The following is an 18,277-nucleotide window of genomic DNA, read 5'->3' as shown; positions in this document are numbered from 1 at the left end:
CTCATGTGCCCGCTTTTCTGTCGGGTGGCGGCTGGCGCCTTACCCGACCCACGAAAAACACATTCCGTCCATCGCCCCGAAGACCCGGTAAGGCCCGGGCGATATTTATCTGGCAACGCCGCTACGAAGCGGCGATAAACAGCTCGCGCAGCTGGTGAAGCTGGTCGCGAATTTGCGCCGCCTCTTCAAACTCCAGGTTCTGCGCGTGCTGCATCATCTGCCCTTCCAGTTCGTGAATCTTCTGCTGGAGCGCCTTCGGCGTTAGCGCGACGGCATCCGCCTCAACCGGTGAGCGAGACTTGCCGCGCCCCTTGGTTTTGGTTTTCGCGATATTCTGACCGAGGGCCAGAATGTCGACCACTTTCTTATTCAGACCCTGCGGAACGATACCGTGCTCTTCGTTGTACGCCTGCTGCTTCTCGCGGCGGCGCTCGGTTTCCCCGATCGCTTTCGCCATCGACGGGGTGATTTTATCGCCGTAGAGAATCGCTTTGCCGTTGATATTTCGCGCCGCGCGGCCAATGGTCTGAATCAGCGAGCGTTCAGAGCGCAGGAAGCCTTCTTTATCGGCATCCAGGATCGCCACCAGCGACACTTCCGGCATATCCAAACCTTCACGCAGCAGGTTGATCCCCACCAGCACGTCAAACTCGCCGAGGCGCAGATCGCGGATAATCTCCATGCGCTCCACGGTGTCGATGTCCGAGTGCAGGTAGCGCACCCGTTCGCCGTGCTCTTCCAGATATTCGGTTAAATCTTCCGCCATGCGTTTGGTCAGCGTCGTGACCAGCACGCGCTCGTTGATCGCGGTGCGGATGCGAATCTCCGAGAGCAGATCGTCGACCTGGGTGCCTACCGGACGCACTTCGATGACCGGATCCAGCAGCCCCGTAGGACGGACGACCTGGTCCACCACCTCGTCGCCGGATTTATCCAGCTCATAGGCTCCCGGCGTCGCCGAAACATAGATGGTTTGCGGCGCCAGGGCCTCAAACTCTTCAAACTTGAGCGGACGGTTATCGAGCGCCGACGGCAGGCGGAAACCGTACTCCACCAGCGTCTCTTTGCGCGCCCGGTCCCCGCGGTACATACCGCCGATCTGCGGGATCGTGACGTGGGACTCATCGATGACCAGCAGACCATCGGCCGGCAGGTAGTCAAACAGCGTCGGCGGCGGTTCGCCCGGCCCACGGCCCGACAGATAGCGCGAGTAGTTTTCAATCCCCGAGCAGTAGCCCAGCTCGTTCATCATTTCGAGGTCGAACTGCGTACGCTGGCTCAGACGCTGCTCTTCCAGCAGCTTGTTGTTCTCCAGCAGTCCCTTACGCCGCTCCGACAGTTCAACTTTAATCTCTTCCATCGCCTGGACGATGCGCTCGCGCGGGGTGACGTAGTGGGTTTTGGGATAAACGGTGAAGCGCGGGATCGTCGACTCAATATGACCGGTCAGCGGATCGAACAGCGACAGGCGCTCAACTTCCTCATCGAACAGCTCAACGCGCAGCGCGATATCGTCAGACTCCGCCGGGAAGATATCAATCACCTCGCCGCGCACGCGGAAGGTACCGCGCTGGAAGGCCTGATCGTTGCGGGTATACTGCAGCTCGGCCAGGCGGCGCAAAATAGCGCGCTGGTCGATAATCATGCCGACCGTCAGATGCAGCATCATTTTCAGATACAGATCCGGATCGCCCAGACCGTAGATAGCGGAGACCGAGGCCACCACCACCACGTCGCGACGCTCCAGCAGCGCTTTGGTCGCCGACAGACGCATCTGTTCAATATGTTCGTTCACCGACGCATCTTTCTCGATGAAGGTGTCCGAGCTTGGCACGTAGGCTTCCGGCTGGTAGTAGTCGTAGTACGAGACGAAATACTCCACCGCGTTCTCCGGGAAGAACTCTTTCATTTCGCCGTATAGCTGCGCCGCCAGGGTTTTGTTTGGCGCCAGCACCATCGTCGGACGCTGCAGGTCAGCAATGACGTTGGCGATGGTAAACGTTTTACCTGAGCCGGTGACCCCGAGCAGGGTTTGATGCGCCAGGCCATCTTCCAGCCCCTCTTCCAGGCGACGAATGGCTTCCGGCTGATCGCCGGAGGGACGGAAAGCAGAATGCAGCTTGAACGGTTTACTCATCAATCAGAACCTGAAGAAGGGTTGAACGGCAGGTGTTTAATTCTACTCGCCGGCTCAGCTTTTGCCAATAAAAAATACTGGATATAAAAACAGTGCCGTATTATCGTAGTCGGACTAATTAGCGCTTTTTACCGCCAACATGGACGAATAAAAACCGCTTTACGGGATAATCGACCACGCCTCAGGGTTATCCCCAAAAAGTATGACCATTTAACATTTGTCAAGCGAGGGGATGAATGTTTTATGGCAGTCGGTGACACTTTTCTTACAGGCATTGATTTTATTTAAATAATTGATATTTAATAGAATTTAATAAAAGACGGGTTTCGCGCCAATTCGGCCGCAGGCCGCGTACTCTCTAGCTTACCGCAAGTTTTCTAACTCTAATACACAAGGTTATCCACAGGAATAGTGGATAACTGTCTGCAGCCCATGACCTGAGCCACCCGAACAAAACCCGTCGCCCCGGCCAAACCCGCCGCGAAAAAAATTAATTGAATTTTTTTTGCTGTTTATTGGCGAAGAGTGGCTAGATTTTTTGTTATTTTTTGCACCACATTTCAGCGCGCGGGCACCGGGAAAGTGCAAGGTCGGTCCGCTTGTGCCCGGTCGCACCTGTATTGACCAGCAAATACCGAGAGTTCTTTTTCCTGGCAAGAGATTTGCAGAATCTTCTCGTCGCCTGCTATCCCAGGAAAGGAGAAAACGTCTATGTTGAGTCTACGCGCCGTGAACCACTATTACGGAAGCCAGCACACGCTGTGGAATGTTGACCTTGAGCTCAAACCCGGTAAATGCACTTGCGTCATGGGGCGCCAGGGAATGGGGAAAACCACGCTCGTCAACTGTATTACCGGTCATCTGCCGGTGGCCAGCGGCACTATCACCTGGCAGGACGGAGGATCGGCGCCCTATGACCTGATGCCGCTCTCCGCGCAGTCGCGCAGCGCCATCGGCATTGGCTATGTACCGCAGGATAAACGGATTTTTTCGCAGCTGAGCGTGGAGGAAAATTTGCACATTGCCCTTGCGGCGGGCGGCGAACCGGCGTCAGCGGTCGCCGGAGAGATTTACGATCTGTTCCCCGAGCTGTACGCTCTGCGCCAAAGTAAAGGGATTACCCTGAGCGCCGACGATCAGTACCAGCTGGCGCTGGCCAGGGCGCTGATAACCCGTCCGCGCCTGCTGATCCTCGACGAACCTTCGCGCGGCGGCGGCCAGCGCTTCCTGCACAAGCTCGGGGATTTACTGATGCGCCTGAACCGCGATATTGGCCTGACGGTGCTGATCGCCGAACAGCACCTGCCGTTTATTCGTCGGGTGGCGGATCGTTTCTGTCTGCTGCACTGTGGACGCAGCGTAGCCCAGGGAGACGTTATCCAGCTGGATGCCCCGCTGCTGGCGAAGTGGATGACGCCCGATCCAGCGCGCTGAGGTCGAGATACTGACCGAGATCCTCGCGCTGAGCCGCCTCCGCCAGCCACGGGATCTCGCCAAGAAACGGCGCGGGCAGCACGCGTTTCAGCGTTGCCAGATATTCAGGGTGGCGCCTGGCGGGCGGCTGGATATCGTTGGCTATCCAGCCCGCCAGCGGCAGTCCGGCCTGTAGCACCGCCTGAGCGGTCAGCATGGCATGGTTGATGCACCCCAGCTTAACGCCGACCACTAAAATCACCGGCAGCCGCTCTTCCTGTACCCAATCGGCAAAGGTCAGCGTTTCTGACAGCGGCGTAAACCAGCCCCCCGCCCCTTCCACCAGTAGCCAGTCGGACAGCGCTTCCAGCTCGCGCAGGCCAGCAGAAATCGCGGCGGCGTCAATCGGTCTCCCTTCATCAGCGCTGATAATATGCGGTGACGTCGGTTCAGCAAAGGTGAACGGATTGACCTGCTCGTAGCGCAGCGCCACGCGGCTATTGCGCTGTAAAGCCAGCGCATCCTCATTACGTAATCCCTGGGCCGTATAGTCGCTGCCGGAAGCCACCGGTTTGTAGCCCGCGCTCTTAAATCCCTCGCGATTGGCCGCCTGCAGCAGCGCGCAGCTGGCGACGGTTTTCCCCACCTCGGTGTCGGTGCCGGTAACGAAGAAACGTTTAGTCACGTTCGATAACTCCTGTAAAAAGATGATACGTCAGCGGGCACTGGCCCTGCTGCTGCGGCCAGGCGAGCTGGAGCTGCCGCAGCTTGCCGCGGCTGAGCGGCGCAGGGCTGCGTCCGTGGTGCAGATGGGTCGCGCCAATGCCTTTAAGCGACCGCATCGCGCCAAGCGCGTCGGGAAACGGCAGCGTGATGGCGTGGACGTGGCCGCTGGCGCGGCGACCGGCCAGCGCCTGACGCACCGCCTGCTCGCTGAGAAAACGGTTGGCGTGCGGCCGCTCATCGATGGCTCGCCAGGCCTGATTGAGCTCAGGTAACGAACCTGACAGCAGCGTACTAAACGCCACGCGGCCGCCGGGCCGCACGACCCGGGACAGCTCATCAATGGCGGTCGCGAGATTGTCGCACCACTGAACCGCAAGGTTGCTCCACGCCAGATCAACGCAGCCGTCCGCCAGCGGCAGCGCTTCGATGTCGCCCTCGACGTAGCGGTGCGCGCAGTTTCCGCGGCGGGCCTCCGCCAGCATGTCGACGGAAAGATCCAGCGCCGTCACCCGGCTCCCTGCATCGCGCCAGAAGCGGCTTATGCTGCCGGGGCCGCAGCCCGCGTCCAGCACCTCAGGAAAGGTCTTGATATCGAGCTGTTCCAGCAGCAGCGAGGCGCTAAGGCGCTGTAATTCGTCGTGCTGAGCGTAATGTCCCGCCGCGCGGCCAAACGCCGCCGCGACGGCGCGCTTATTCACCGCCGTCATGCAGCACCTCCAGCAGGCGGGCGATATCGGCAGACTCGTGCGCGGCGGTCAGCGTCAGGCGCAGCCGCGCGCTGCCGACGGGGACCGTCGGCGGGCGAATGGCCGTCGCCCAGCAGCCTTCCTCACGCAGACGCGCCGCCAGCCGCAGCGCGCGGGCGTTGTCGCCGACGATCAGCGGTTGGATCGCGCTGCCGGAATCAGTGAGCTCCCCGGGATAGTGGGACATTCCCCGGCGAAAGTCGGCGATATGGCCGGCCAGCGTTTCCCGCCGCTGCTGACCCTCGTCGCTGCGAATCACGGCCAGCGCGGCGCTCAGCGCCACCGCCTGCGCCGGCGGCATGGCGGTGCTGTAAATCAGATGGCGGGCAAACTGCAGCAGATAATCCGCCAGCGCCTCGCTGCACAGCACCGCCGCGCCGCTGACGCCAAACGCTTTACCGAAGGTGACGATAAGCAGATCCGGGCGTACCTGCTGCGCGTAGCAGCTGCCGCGCCCCTCTTCGCCGAGCGCGCCGATACCGTGCGCGTCGTCAACCAGCAGAAGCGCGCCGGCCGCCCGCGCCGCCTGAGAAACCTCAGCCAGCGGCGCGCTATCGCCGTCCATGCTAAAAATGCCTTCGGTCACCACCAGCTGCTGGCCGGATAGCGGTTTCGCCAGCAAATCGTCAAGATGGCGGCTGTCGTTGTGCTGAAAACGCCGCAGCTGCGCCGGGCTCAGGCTGGCGGCTTCCAGCAGCGAAGCGTGGCTGAGACGGTCGGCGACAATCCGATCCTCTTTGCCCGCCAGCGCGGCAATCACCGCCTGATTCGCGGCAAAGCCGGAAATAAACAGCAGCGCGCGCGGATAGCCCAGCCAGTCGGCCAGCTGCTCCTCCAGCGCGCGGTGCGCCTCGCTATAGCCGCTGACGTGGCCGGAGCCGCCGCTGCCGACGCCATAGCGATCCGCGCCCTGCTGCCAGGCCTTGACGATAGCCGGATGCTGGCTGAGGCCAAGATAATCGTTGCTGGAAAAATTGAGCCAGCGCCGCCCTTCGCGGCTGAGCCAGCGTCCTGCGCCCAGCGTCACCGGCAGGCGACTGCGCAAGGCATCCGCCGCCTGCCGTTCCGCCAGCGCCAGCTCGATGCGGTGCTGCCAGCTCATAGCGCCGCCGCGTTGTAATATTCCTCGGTATCCGGGTTCATCAACGCCTGCTCCAGCCGCTGCTGCTGGGCGTTATCGCCTTCCAGTACCTCGGTCTGCTGCGGATTAATCCCCAGCTTGCGGAACAGCTGCAGGTCTTTGTCCTCTTCCGGGTTTGGCGTGGTCAGCAGCTTGCAGCCGTAGAAAATCGAGTTCGCCCCGGCCATAAAGCACATTGCCTGGGTCTGTTCGTTCATCTGTTCACGACCGGCGGAGAGGCGCACGTGCGAGGTCGGCATCATGATGCGCGCGATGGCGATAGTACGAATAAAATCAAAGGCGTCCACGTCGTCGTTATCCGCCAGCGGCGTGCCTTTGACCTTCACCAGCATGTTAATCGGCACGCTTTCCGGCGGCGTCGGCAGATTGGCCAGCTGTAGCAGCAGCCCGGCGCGGTCTTTGACCGTTTCCCCCAGCCCGACAATACCGCCGGAGCACACTTTAATTCCGGCATCGCGCACTTTATCGAGGGTATCGAGGCGCTCCTGATAGGTGCGGGTGGTGATGATATTGCCGTAGAATTCCGGCGAGGTATCGAGGTTGTGGTTGTAGTAATCCAGACCGGCGCCGGCCAGACGCTGGGCCTGGCTATCGTTGAGCGTGCCAAGGGTCATGCACGCTTCCAGCCCCAGCGCTTTTACCCCTTTCACCATCTGCTCAAGATACGGCATATCGCGATCGTTCGGATTCTTCCACGCCGCCCCCATACAGAAGCGGGTTGAACCGGCTTGTTTCGCCTGTCGCGCCGACTCAAGCACCTGTTCAACCTCCATCAGGCGTTCGGATTCCAGACCGGTTTTATAGCGCGCGCTTTGCGGGCAGTATTTGCAGTCTTCCGGGCAGGCGCCGGTCTTAATCGACAGCAGCGTGCTGACCTGAACCTGGCGCGGGTCGAAGTGCTGGCGATGGATCTGTTGCGCTTCAAACAGCAGATCCAGAAAGGGTTTATTAAATAACTCAGTAACTTGCGACATTGTCCAGCGGGGGTGGTGAGCCATTAGCCTCTCCAAAGGGTTTTGTTAATTGTTGGTTCGGTTTATACTCGTAAACCTAAATGTTTTCAAAATGGTTTACAAGTCGATTATGACAACGGACGATCTCGCTTTCGATCGGCGCCACATCTGGCACCCTTACACTTCAATGACTTCGCCGCTGCCGGTCTATCCGGTCGTGGCCGCCCACGGCTGTGAGCTGACCCTCGCCGACGGCGGGCAGCTGGTTGACGGCATGTCGTCCTGGTGGGCGGCCATTCATGGCTACAATCACCCGCGCCTGAACGCGGCGATGAAAGCGCAAATTGACCAGATGTCGCACGTCATGTTCGGTGGGATTACCCACCCTTCCGCGGTCGCCCTGTGCCGCCAACTGGTGGCGATGACCCCGGAAAGCCTCGAATGCGTGTTCCTCGCCGATTCCGGCTCCGTCGCCGTCGAAGTGGCGATGAAAATGGCGCTGCAGTACTGGCAGGCGAAAGGCGACCCGCGCCAGCGCTTTCTCACCTTCCGCAACGGCTATCACGGCGATACCTTCGGCGCGATGTCGGTCTGCGATCCGACGAACTCAATGCACAGCCTGTGGCAGGGCTATCTGCCGGATAACCTCTTCGCCCCGGCGCCGCAGAGCCGCTTCGACGGCGACTGGGATGAGCGGGATATGGTACCGTTCGCCCGTCTGATGGCCGCCCACCGCCATGAAATCGCCGCGGTGATCCTCGAGCCGATTGTTCAGGGCGCGGGCGGAATGCGGATGTACCACCCCGAGTGGCTCAGGCGGATCCGCAGGATGTGCGATCGCGAGGGCATCCTGCTGATCGCCGATGAGATCGCCACCGGCTTTGGTCGAACCGGTAAGCTGTTCGCCTGCGAGCACGCAGGGATTGCGGCGGATATTCTGTGTCTCGGCAAAGCGCTGACCGGCGGCACCATGACCCTCTCCGCCACCCTCACCACCCGTCAGGTGGCAGAAACTATCAGCGACGGGGAAGCCGGCTGCTTTATGCACGGCCCGACCTTTATGGGCAACCCGCTGGCCTGCGCGGCGGCGACCGAGAGCCTGCGCCTGCTGGAAAGCGGCGAATGGCAGCAGCAGGTGGCAGCCATTGAAGCGCAGCTCAGCGCCGAGCTGGCGCCGGCGCGCGAATCCGCGCAGGTTGCCGATGTGCGGGTGCTGGGAGCGATTGGCGTTATCGAGACGCATCGGCCGGTGAATATGGCCGCCCTGCAGCGCTTTTTCGTCGAACAAGGCGTGTGGATCCGCCCGTTCGGTCGCCTGATTTACCTGATGCCGCCGTACATCATTACGCCGGATCAGCTGAGCCGCCTGACGCGGGCGGTAAACGCTGCGGTTCAGGAAGAAACATTTTTTAGCGAATAAGCGACGGTAATGGCGCCTCTCTCGCGCTACACTTTCTGGCTAATCAGCGGATGACTACGAGGAGAGACGATGAAATTAATCAGTCATGATTTACAGGATGGTGAGAAGCTGCCCAATCGTCATGTCTTTAACGGCATGGGCTACGATGGCGATAATATCTCGCCGCATCTGGCGTGGGACGATGTGCCGGCCGGAACCAAAAGCTTTGTGGTGACCTGCTTCGATCCCGATGCGCCAACCGGCTCCGGCTGGTGGCACTGGCTGGTGGCCAATCTTCCGGCCGATACCCGCGTGTTACCGCAGGGAGCCGGCTCCGGACAGGCGGAACTGCCCGAAGAGGCGATTCAGACCCGTACCGATTTTGGCCAGGCCGGATACGGCGGCGCGGCGCCGCCAAAAGGCGAGACCCATCGCTATATCTTTACCGTCCACGCGCTGGACGTCGAAAAAATTGCGGTCGATGAGGGCGCAAGCGGCGCGATGGTCGGCTTTAACGTCCATTTCCACAGCCTCGGCAGCGCGTCGATTACCGCCCTGTTTAGCTAATCCCCGGATGGCGGCGTAAACGCCTTATCCGGGCTACAGGTGAGTGCGATTGGGTAGCCCGGGTAAGGCGTCAGCCGCAACCCGGGTAAACCAAAACAATCACGACTCCGTCACCGCCTGCACGGCGTTTTTGCGCACCCGCGCAAACCACACCGCCGTCAGCAGCCCGAGCCATACCAGACCGGCGATAAGCGCAATCCGCGTCTCCTCCACCATCCCCAGCACCGCGATGACCAGTCCCATAAACAGCAGCGTCAGCAGCGGCGCCACCGGCCAGAACGGTACCGGGAACGTGATATTGCCGCGCTCTTCAGCGGACAGGCCGCGACGCATCGCAAAGTGGGCCAGCAGGATCATCAGCCAGACCCACACCGTCGCGAAGGCCGCCAGCGAGGCAATCAGCACAAACACCTGCTCCGGCATCAGGTAGTTCAGCACCACCGCCGCCAGCAGCGCTACGCCCATCACCACCACCGTCATCCACGGTACCCCGTTGCTGGCGATGCGCTGGAAGCTCTTCGGCGCCAGCCCCTCTTTCGCCATGCCGTACATCATGCGCCCCGCGCCAAAAATATCGCTGTTAATCGCCGAAATACTGGCGCTGATCACGATGATATTCAGGATGGTGGCCGCCGCCGGAATCCCCAGACCATCAAAAATCAGCACGAACGGACTGCCCCGCTCGCCGAAGCTGTTCCACGGGAAAATCGCCATCAGAATCGCCAGGGTGCAGACATAGAACAGCACGATTCGCAGCGGGATAGTATTGATCGCCTGCGGGATCACCTTCTGCGGATTCTTCGCTTCCGCCGCGGTCACGCCGATAATCTCGACGCCGCCAAAGGCAAACATCACGATACCGAGCGAGGCTATAATCCCCTCCCAGCCGTTAGGGGCAAAGCCGCCGTGGCTCCACAAATTCTCCAGCCCGGTTGCCGGAAAGGCGTTACCGAATCCAAAGAAAATGATGCTGCCGCCCGCCACAATCATGGCAATAATCGCCACCACTTTGATCAGCGACAGCCAGAACTCCATCTCGCCGAAAACGCGCACGCTGCACAGGTTCATGGCGCCGATAAAAAAGATAATGCTCAACACCCAGATCCAGCGGGGAACATCGGGGTACCACAGCCCCATATAGATGCCGAACGCGGTAACGTCCGCGAGGGCGACGATCACCATCTCAAAGGTGTAGGTCCACCCGGTAATAAAACCCGCCAGCGGGCCAAGATACTGGCGCGCGTAGCTGCTGAAGGAGCCGGAAACGGGGTTGCGTACCGCCATTTCCCCCAGCGCCCGCATCACGATAAACACCGCCGCGCCGCCGATCAGATAGGCCAGCAGTACCGCCGGGCCCGCGGCCTTGATCGCCGATGCCGAGCCGTAGAACAGCCCGGTACCGATGGCGGAGCCGAGGGCGATAAAACGAATGTGCCGGGCATTCAGCCCGCGCAGCAGGTGTGGCTTGTTTTGTTGTTGCATATGCAAGTGTCCTGATAGTTTTTATACGACGACAAATATGCGTGTAGGGTGGCCGGGAGGAAGAGATCCTCCCGGCGCAGGTACAGCGAACAGCGATGGTTTAGCGTTGGTCTCAGAGCACGGCAGGCAGCAGCCGCGTCAGATGACGCGCCGCCAGGAGCGCAATGGCGTTTTCGATGTCCGGAGCGAAGAAGCGGTCCTCGGTGTAATGGGTCACCCGTTCGCGCAGCAGGTGGCGCGCCTCTTCCAGCAGCGGGCTGCTGCTCAGGCCTTCGCGCATATCCAGACCCTGCACGGCGGCCAGCCACTCCACGGCCAGTACGCCGCGGGTATTTTCCGCCATCGCCCACAGGCGGCGGCCAGCGGCCGGGGCCATCGAGACGTGGTCTTCCTGGTTAGCGGAGGTCGGCAGACTGTCCACGCTGTGCGGGTGCGATAGCGCTTTGTTCTCGCTAGCCAGCGCCGCCGCCGTCACCTGGGCAATCATAAAGCCGGAGTTAACGCCGCCGTTTTTGACCAGGAAAGGGGGCAGCTGCGACATATGGCTGTCCATCATCAGCGCGATACGGCGCTCCGACAGCGAACCGATTTCGGCAATCGCCAGCGCGATATTATCCGCCGCCATCGCCACCGGTTCGGCGTGGAAGTTACCGCCGGAAATCACGTCGTTCTCGCTGGCGAACACCAGCGGGTTATCGGATACCGCGTTGGCTTCAACCAGCAGCACTTCCGCCGCCTGGCGAAGCTGGGTCAGGCAGGCACCCATCACCTGCGGCTGGCAGCGCAGAGAGTACGGGTCCTGCACCTTGGTGCAGTTATGGTGCGACTGGGAAATCGCGCTGTCGTCGGTCAGCAGATGGCGATAGAGCGCCGCGGCGTCAATCTGCCCGCGCTGACCGCGCGCTTCGTGAATGCGCGGATCAAACGGACGACGCGAACCGAGCGCCGCTTCGGTGGTTAACGACCCGCAAACCACCGCGGAAGCGAACAGGTCTTCGGCTTCGAACAGGCCGCGCAGGGCAAACGCCGTCGACGCCTGCGTGCCGTTGAGCAGCGCCAGCCCCTCTTTCGCCGCCAGAGTAATCGGCTCAAGCCCCGCCTGACGCAGCGCTTCCGTCGCCGGCAGCCACTCCCCGCCGCGCACGCGCGCTTTCCCTTCGCCAAGCAGGGTTAAAGACATATGCGCCAGCGGCGCGAGGTCGCCGGAGGCGCCGACCGATCCCTTCGCCGGGATCCACGGCGTCACGCCCGCGTTGACCAGGCCAATCAGCGCCTGAATCACGCTCAGGCGAATGCCGGAAAAGCCGCGCGACAGGCTGTTAATTTTCAGCACCATAATCAGACGCGCGAGGTCATCATCCAGCGGTTCGCCAATCCCCGCCGCGTGCGACAGCACCAGCGATCGCTGAAGGTTTTCCAGATCTTCGGTTGAGATGCGCGTCTGCGCCAGCAGGCCAAAACCGGTGTTGATACCGTAGGCGGTGCGGCCTTCCGCCAGAATCGCGTTGACGCAGGCAACGCTGTCATCAATCGCCGCGAACGCGCTTTCGTCTAGCGTAATGTTCAGCGGCTGGCTGTAGACGTCGCGCAGCTGCGACAGGCTGAGTTGACCCGGAATCAGTGTTAAAGCGTTCATTTAGCGTGCCCCTGCGTTGCTGCCACCATCGGAAGATTCAAACCTTGTTCTGTCGCGCACTCAATCGCGATATCGTAGCCCGCGTCGGCATGACGCATCACGCCGGTCGCCGGGTCGTTGTGCAGGACGCGGGCAATGCGCGCCGCCGCTTCATCGGTACCGTCGCAGACGATAACCATGCCGGAGTGCTGCGAAAAGCCCATCCCGACGCCGCCGCCGTGATGCAGCGACACCCAGGTCGCCCCGCTGGCGGTATTCAGTAAGGCGTTGAGCAGCGGCCAGTCGGAGACGGCGTCGGAACCATCGCGCATCGCTTCCGTCTCGCGGTTCGGGCTGGCGACGGAGCCGGAGTCCAGATGGTCGCGGCCAATGACGATCGGCGCGGAGACTTCGCCGCTGCGGACCATTTCGTTAAACGCCAGCCCCAGCTTCTGCCGCCATTCGAGGCCTACCCAGCAGATACGCGCCGGTAGCCCCTGGAAACTGATATGCTCGCGGGCCATATCCAGCCAGTGATGCAGGTGCTTATCGTCTTTAACGATCTCTTTCACTTTCGCGTCGGTTTTATAGATGTCCTGCGGGTCGCCGGACAGGGCAACCCAGCGGAACGGGCCGATGCCGCGGCAGAATAGCGGGCGGATATAGGCGGGAACGAAGCCTGGGAAAGCAAACGCGTTGCCAACGCCCATCTCCTGGGCCATCTGGCGAATGTTGTTGCCGTAGTCAAACGTCGGCACGCCCATTTCGTGGAATGCCAGCATCGCCTGCACGTGGTCGGCCATTGCGCGTTTCGCCGCCAGGATAGTGCCCTGCGGGTCCGACTCGGCCTTAGCCTGGTACTCTTCCCAGTTCCAGCCTTTCGGCAGATAGCCGTGCAGCGGGTCGTGGGCGCTGGTCTGATCGGTCACCATATCCGGGCGCACGCCGCGTTTGACCATTTCCGGCACGATCTCTGCCGCGTTGCCGCACAGTGCGATAGAGATCGCCCGGCCCTCGGCGGTGTATTTTTTGATGCGCGCCAGCGCGTCATCCAGCGACGTCGCCTGTTCGTCAACGTAGCGGGTACGCAGGCGGAAATCGATGCGGCTCTGCTGGCATTCGATATTCAACGAGCAGGCGCCCGCTAAGGTCGCGGCCAGCGGCTGCGCGCCGCCCATGCCGCCCAGACCGGCGGTCAACACCCAGCGCCCCTTCAGGCTGCCCTGGTAGTGCTGGCGGCCTGCCTCAACGAAGGTTTCATAGGTGCCCTGCACGATGCCCTGGCTGCCAATGTAGATCCAGCTGCCGGCGGTCATCTGGCCGTACATCGCCAGCCCTTTGGCATCCAGCTCGTTAAAGTGTTCCCAGGTTGCCCAGTGCGGTACCAGGTTGGAGTTGGCGATCAGCACCCGCGGCGAGTTTTCATGGGTTTTGAATACGCCCACCGGCTTACCGGACTGCACCAGCAGCGTTTCGTCGCTCTCCAGGTTTTTCAGCGCCTTCACGATAGCGTCATAGCATTCCCAGTTGCGCGCCGCGCGTCCGATGCCGCCATACACCACCAGCTCATGCGGGTTTTCGGCGACATCCGGGTCGAGGTTATTCATGAGCATACGCAGCGGAGCTTCGGTCAGCCAGCTCTTCGCATTTAACGTTGTGCCACGCGGTGCACGTACGTCCTGCTGGCGGTATTTGCTTTGCGACATCGGGGGTTTCTCCTGACAATTAACGTTGTGTACGTAGATACATATACTTGTCTATACAAGCATGCGCAAGCCAGGATTTAACACAAAAGATACATTTTTGTTATATTGCGTCAGCAATCACGTTTTGCCGACGCGCAGTAAGATCAGCAACCAAAATGGCCCTGCAGACGGTAGCGGCTGCCGGGGAAAATCAGGCGCGCGTGGGAAACGATATGGGTGGTGGACCAGGTGCGGCGGCGGATCAGCAGACACGGGTCGTGCGCGTGAATATGCAGCAGCGCGCACTCCTCCGCCGTTGCCTGCACCGCCTCAACAATGTGCTCCCCTTCGGTCAGAGGGGCGATCAGCGACAGATAGTCGTGGGGCGTGGTCGCGGTATAGTCCTGACGCAGATAGTCCGGCACCACGGAGGCGTTGACGCAGCGGTCCTCAATCTGTACCGGGACCTCATTTTCAAAATGCACCATCAGCGAATGGAAAATCCGCGTACCGGCGGCCACGTTGAGCGCCGCGGCCTGAATCAGATCCGCCTGCGTTTCCTCCAGCAGCACCACCTCGCAGCGGTGCTGATGATGACGAGAGGTAATTTCCTCCGCGATGCTGCGCACTTCAAACAGCGCCGACTGCCCTTTCGGCTCCGCGACAAACGTCCCCACCCCCTGTAATCGCACCAGCCGGCCTTCATCGGTCAGCTCGCGCAGCGCCCGATTGATGGTCATCCGGCTAAAGCCAAACTGCGCCACCAGCTCCGCCTCCGAAGGAATGCGATCGTGCGGACGCCAGACGCCGCTGTGGATCTTTTCGCTAATAGCCTGTTTCACCTTTTCATAGAAAGGCGCAGGCGCGGAACGAGGTTGCGATGAGAACATGGCCGGGCTTCCTTGTGCGAATGGGCGGCGAAACGTCCAGAATATACTGAATCGCTACTGCCACCAATGGGCGATTTGCCGCGCCTCCGCGCTGTGGTCGCGCCCCTGACAAATCCCGGCGGTCGTCGGTTGTCATAGCTTCACGCGATTTCTCCTCGCACCACGCGCTGCCAGAGCGGGCTGCGCCCCGGCTCGTAAACCATCTCAACCGGATGCTCCGCGTCCCAGATAGCAAAATCAGCAACGAAGCCCGGCGCCAGCCGGCCGTGGCTCGCCTGGCGGCCCAGCGCCTGCGCCGCATGACGGGTTACGCCTGCCCACGCCTCCTCCGGCGTTAAGCCAAATTTCACGCAGGCCATATTCATCGCCAGATGCAGGCTGGCGAAGGGGCTGGTGCCGGGGTTGTAGTCCGTCGCCACCGCCATCGGAACCTGATATTCGCGCAGCAGTTCAACCGGCGGCCTGCGGGTTTCGTTAAGGAAATAGAACGCGCCGGGCAGGAGCACCGCCACGGTGCCGCTGCGGCTCATCGCCGCCACGCCCGCTGGGGTCAGGTATTCAATATGGTCGGCGGACAGGCCTTTATAGCGGCTCACTAATTCGGCGCCGCCCAGCGAAGAGAGCTGCTCAACGTGACCTTTTACCGGGATACCTAATGCCTGGGCCGTACTGTAAACCCGTTCAGTCTGCGCGGGGGTAAAGCCGACGTTTTCGCAGAAGGCATCGACGCTTTCAAATAGCCCCTCTTCCCACAGCGTGGGCAGAATGATTTCGCATACCAGATTGATATAGCCGTCCGGGTCGCCTTTATATTCCGGCGGCGTGGCGTGGGCGGAGAGTAGCGTGGGGGAAATCTCAACGCTATGCGTTGCGGCAAGCTGTTGTACAACCCGCAGCATTTTACGTTCGTTTGCGAGATCCAGCCCGTAGCCGGACTTGATCTCCAGGGTGGTGACCCCTTCGCGCAGCAGACGAGCCAGCCGCTGCCGGGCCAGCGCCAGCAGCTCCGTCTCGCTGCTTTCCCGGGTGGCGCGCACGGTCGCGTTAATGCCGCCGCCGTTGGCGCTAATGGTCTGGTAGGAGACGCCGTTGAGGCGCTGCTCCCACTCCTGCGCCCGGCTGCCGCCGAAGACCAGGTGCGTGTGGCAATCAATCAGCCCCGGCGTGAGCAGCCTACCGCCGAGGTCAATACTCTGCCCTGCGGGCGCCTCGCTTTCGGGCACAATGGCTTCAATGCGTCCATCGCGCACCAGCAGCGCATGATGCTCCACGAGTCCATACGGCTGAGAGAAATGCGGATCGAGCGTGGCCAGACGGACGTTGCGCCAGATTAGGCGTTCGGAAGGTGTGTGTGTCATAGCGGTCAACTTGTCATGGGTTGTATAGACATTTATTTTGATTCCGCGAGAAATGTCAACTCAGCCCCCGGCAAATGTTACTTATTTGTGATCAAAAGCGGCTCGTTTCCGGCTCTTATTATGTAAAGAAGCAACTTTTTTGCGCTACGTCTTCCCGTTTCGCTTAAGTTGGTATAAAACAGCAGGCTTTAAAGGACCTATACCCTTAATTTATTCTTGCCCGGAGCAACATGAACACATATTCCGTTTCCCGCCTGGCGCTGGCGCTGGCCTTTGGCGTGACGTTGTCCGCCTGTAGTTCGACGCCTGCCGATCAACAGCCCTCAACGCAAACAGCGCCGGGCACGGCCTCTCGTCCAGTTTTAACCGCCGATGAGGCGAAAAACTTCTTACCGGCGAGCTATTTCCAGTCTCTCGATCCTAACGCCGCGGCGTGGAGCCCGTCCGCCATCAGCCTCCCGGCGCAGCCGGATTTTGTTGTGGGTCCTGCGGGTACCCAGGGGGTAACCCACACCACGATTCAGGCCGCGGTGGATGCAGCGATTACCCGCCACTCCAATCGTCGTCAGTTTATCGCCATCATGCCGGGTGAATATGCGGGCACCGTATACGTTCCGGCGGCGCCTGGCGCGCTGACCCTGTACGGCACCGGTGAGAAGCCGATTGATGTAAAAATCAGCGCAGCGATTGATTCAGAAATGGATCCGGTCTCCTGGCGTCACCAGGTTAATCCGGGCGGCAAATATATGCCGGGCAAACCGGCCTGGTATATGTACGACAGCTGCCAGAGCAGACGTGCCGCCACCGTTGGCGTGATGTGCTCAGCGGTATTCTGGTCGCAGAATAACGATCTCCAGCTACAGAACCTGACTATCGCCAACAACCTCGGCGACAGCGTAGACGCGGGCACCCATCAGGCCGTGGCGCTGCGTAGCGATGGCGATCGGGTACAGATTAACAAGGTGAATATCCTCGGTCGCCAGAACACCTTTTTCGTGACCAACAGCGGCGTACAAAACCGCCTGCAGGATAACCGTCAGACCCGAACCCTGGTCAGCAACAGCTATATTGAAGGCGACGTCGATATCGTTTCCGGTCGTGGGGCGGTCGTGTTCGACAATACCGACTTCCGCGTGGTCAATTCGCGCACCCAGAAAGAGGGCTACGTCTTTGCGCCAGCGACCCTGAAGAGCGTGACCTACGGCTTCCTGGCGATCAACAGCCGCTTTACCGCTTCCGGCGATAACGTCGCGCAGCTGGGCCGCTCTCTGGACGTTGACGGCAACACCAATGGCCAGGTCGTTATTCGCGATAGCGTCATTAATGAAGGCTTTAATATTGCCAAACCGTGGGCTGATGCCGTCGGTTCAAACCGTCCGTTTAGCGGCAACACCGGTACTGCGGATGCCAAAGGCAACCCGCAGCGTAACCTGAATGACGCTAACTTCAACCGCATGTGGGAATACAACAACCGCGGCGTGGGAAGCTTTGTCGTCGCTGAACCGAAGCAGTAACGCTTACGCCAAAAGGGGGAAGCTATTCCCCCTTTGTCTCTTTCTCTTCCCGCTGTGCCCTTCCCGCTTCTTCACCGCTATCCCCTCATCCTGTAGGTTATCCCTGTACAGACGCCGTTCTGTACAACTTTTTCACATTATCTTTACAAAAAATAACTATACAAAACAATATGTTATAAGTCAATGTTAAAAAAACCAACTAAATGTACAAAATTAATTCGGAAAAATTGTACATCCTGAAGATCGTGACTATAGTTATTACGTAAGTTTTAAATTCTGCATTACAGCATTCTTATGATTTAAAAAAATGCTCACCATTTCCTTTGAAATGGTGAAGAACCGTAGAGCAAAGATGATTTTTATGCCGCATCTTTGTTTGTTGATTTATTGTCTAACATAACCCGAGATATACCATGCAGATTAAAAATACTATTCCTGCAGAGTTTATTTCTAACTCTGCTTTGCTGAAAAATATCGAACACATGGTGCAGACCCAGACGGAGAGCGAAGCCGTTAGCCATGAGCGTTTAATCGTTGAGGTTCAGCGGCGCCTGAATCTCGAGAAAAATGAAATACTCGCCGATTTATATATCCAAACGCTGCATGTGCTACGTGGTAAAAACCATCACTAAGCATGATATGTGATTTGTT

At 60.0% G+C, this 18,277-nt stretch carries 15 protein-coding genes; 5 read left to right on the top strand and 10 right to left on the bottom strand.

Annotated elements, in window-relative coordinates:
* Window positions 1-121: 121 nt before the first annotated feature.
* A complete protein-coding gene (gene uvrB, locus ABLU88_RS19645; protein ID WP_046876457.1) occupies window positions 122-2,137 on the bottom strand; it encodes an excinuclease ABC subunit UvrB in 2,016 nt (671 codons plus the stop codon).
* 711 nt (window positions 2,138-2,848) lie between these two features.
* Here uvrB and ABLU88_RS19640 point away from each other — a divergent pair.
* On the top strand, window positions 2,849-3,571 hold the full coding sequence (locus ABLU88_RS19640; protein WP_014228488.1) for an ATP-binding cassette domain-containing protein: 723 nt from the start codon (window positions 2,849-2,851) through the stop codon (window positions 3,569-3,571).
* Here the strand turns inward: ABLU88_RS19640 and bioD are convergent.
* Genes bioD through bioB form a run of 4 tightly spaced genes read right to left on the bottom strand, consistent with a single transcriptional unit; the run spans window position 3,513 to window position 7,161 of the window.
* The gene (bioD, locus tag ABLU88_RS19635; RefSeq protein WP_025108113.1) at window positions 3,513-4,235 is read right to left on the bottom strand and encodes a dethiobiotin synthase; all 723 of its coding nucleotides are present in this window, start codon (window positions 4,233-4,235) and stop codon (window positions 3,513-3,515) included. The two genes, ABLU88_RS19640 and bioD, sit on opposite strands and share 59 nt — an antisense overlap.
* Window positions 4,228-4,983, bottom strand: coding sequence for a malonyl-ACP O-methyltransferase BioC (gene bioC, locus ABLU88_RS19630; protein ID WP_049083907.1), 756 nt, complete (start codon window positions 4,981-4,983; stop codon window positions 4,228-4,230). The genes bioD and bioC overlap by 8 nt, the downstream gene beginning before the upstream one ends.
* Window positions 4,967-6,124, bottom strand: a complete 1,158-nt coding sequence (gene bioF / locus ABLU88_RS19625; protein WP_025108115.1) for an 8-amino-7-oxononanoate synthase — start codon at window positions 6,122-6,124, stop codon at window positions 4,967-4,969. The genes bioC and bioF overlap by 17 nt, the downstream gene beginning before the upstream one ends.
* Window positions 6,121-7,161 (bottom strand): biotin synthase BioB, encoded by a 1,041-nt coding sequence (bioB, locus tag ABLU88_RS19620; RefSeq protein WP_014228484.1) that lies wholly within the window; start codon window positions 7,159-7,161, stop codon window positions 6,121-6,123. Before bioB ends, bioF begins: the two co-directional genes overlap by 4 nt.
* Before the next feature lie 85 nt (window positions 7,162-7,246).
* On the opposite strand from bioB, the gene bioA reads away from it, so the two are divergent.
* Window positions 7,247-8,536, top strand: a complete 1,290-nt coding sequence (bioA, locus tag ABLU88_RS19615; RefSeq protein ID WP_064375012.1) for an adenosylmethionine--8-amino-7-oxononanoate transaminase — start codon at window positions 7,247-7,249, stop codon at window positions 8,534-8,536.
* A 69-nt stretch (window positions 8,537-8,605) separates the two neighbouring features.
* A complete protein-coding gene (locus tag ABLU88_RS19610; protein WP_009653774.1) occupies window positions 8,606-9,082 on the top strand; it encodes a kinase inhibitor in 477 nt (158 codons plus the stop codon).
* Between the two features lie 99 nt (window positions 9,083-9,181).
* On the opposite strand, the gene ABLU88_RS19605 is transcribed toward ABLU88_RS19610, so the two are convergent.
* From ABLU88_RS19605 to hutI, 5 genes are all read right to left on the bottom strand, one after another.
* Entirely contained in the window at window positions 9,182-10,564 is a 1,383-nt protein-coding gene (locus tag ABLU88_RS19605) for an amino acid permease (protein WP_134899311.1), read from the bottom strand.
* Window positions 10,565-10,676: 112 nt separating this feature from the next.
* Window positions 10,677-12,200, bottom strand: coding sequence for a histidine ammonia-lyase (hutH, locus tag ABLU88_RS19600; RefSeq protein ID WP_025108118.1), 1,524 nt, complete (start codon window positions 12,198-12,200; stop codon window positions 10,677-10,679).
* Entirely contained in the window at window positions 12,197-13,885 is a 1,689-nt protein-coding gene (gene hutU, locus ABLU88_RS19595) for a urocanate hydratase (protein ID WP_325933480.1), read from the bottom strand. Before hutU ends, hutH begins: the two co-directional genes overlap by 4 nt.
* A gap of 143 nt (window positions 13,886-14,028) precedes the next feature.
* Window positions 14,029-14,754, bottom strand: coding sequence for a histidine utilization repressor (locus ABLU88_RS19590; protein ID WP_325933482.1), 726 nt, complete (start codon window positions 14,752-14,754; stop codon window positions 14,029-14,031).
* A 140-nt stretch (window positions 14,755-14,894) separates the two neighbouring features.
* Window positions 14,895-16,166, bottom strand: coding sequence for an imidazolonepropionase (gene hutI / locus ABLU88_RS19585; protein ID WP_348837704.1), 1,272 nt, complete (start codon window positions 16,164-16,166; stop codon window positions 14,895-14,897).
* Window positions 16,167-16,342: 176 nt separating this feature from the next.
* Between hutI and ABLU88_RS19580 the strand changes: the two genes are divergently transcribed.
* Both ABLU88_RS19580 and ABLU88_RS19575 read left to right on the top strand, forming a co-directional pair.
* The gene (locus tag ABLU88_RS19580; RefSeq protein WP_014228478.1) at window positions 16,343-17,626 is read left to right on the top strand and encodes a putative acyl-CoA thioester hydrolase; all 1,284 of its coding nucleotides are present in this window, start codon (window positions 16,343-16,345) and stop codon (window positions 17,624-17,626) included.
* A 413-nt stretch (window positions 17,627-18,039) separates the two neighbouring features.
* The gene (locus ABLU88_RS19575; RefSeq protein ID WP_014228477.1) at window positions 18,040-18,258 is read left to right on the top strand and encodes a hypothetical protein; all 219 of its coding nucleotides are present in this window, start codon (window positions 18,040-18,042) and stop codon (window positions 18,256-18,258) included.
* Window positions 18,259-18,277: the final 19 nt, after the last annotated feature.

Source organism: Klebsiella sp. GW_Kp182, from assembly GCF_040062275.1.
Taxonomy (GTDB): domain Bacteria; phylum Pseudomonadota; class Gammaproteobacteria; order Enterobacterales; family Enterobacteriaceae; genus Klebsiella; species Klebsiella michiganensis.
The sequence above is the reverse complement of the archived record's forward strand: the minus strand, read 5'-3'. Positions and strand labels throughout refer to the sequence as shown.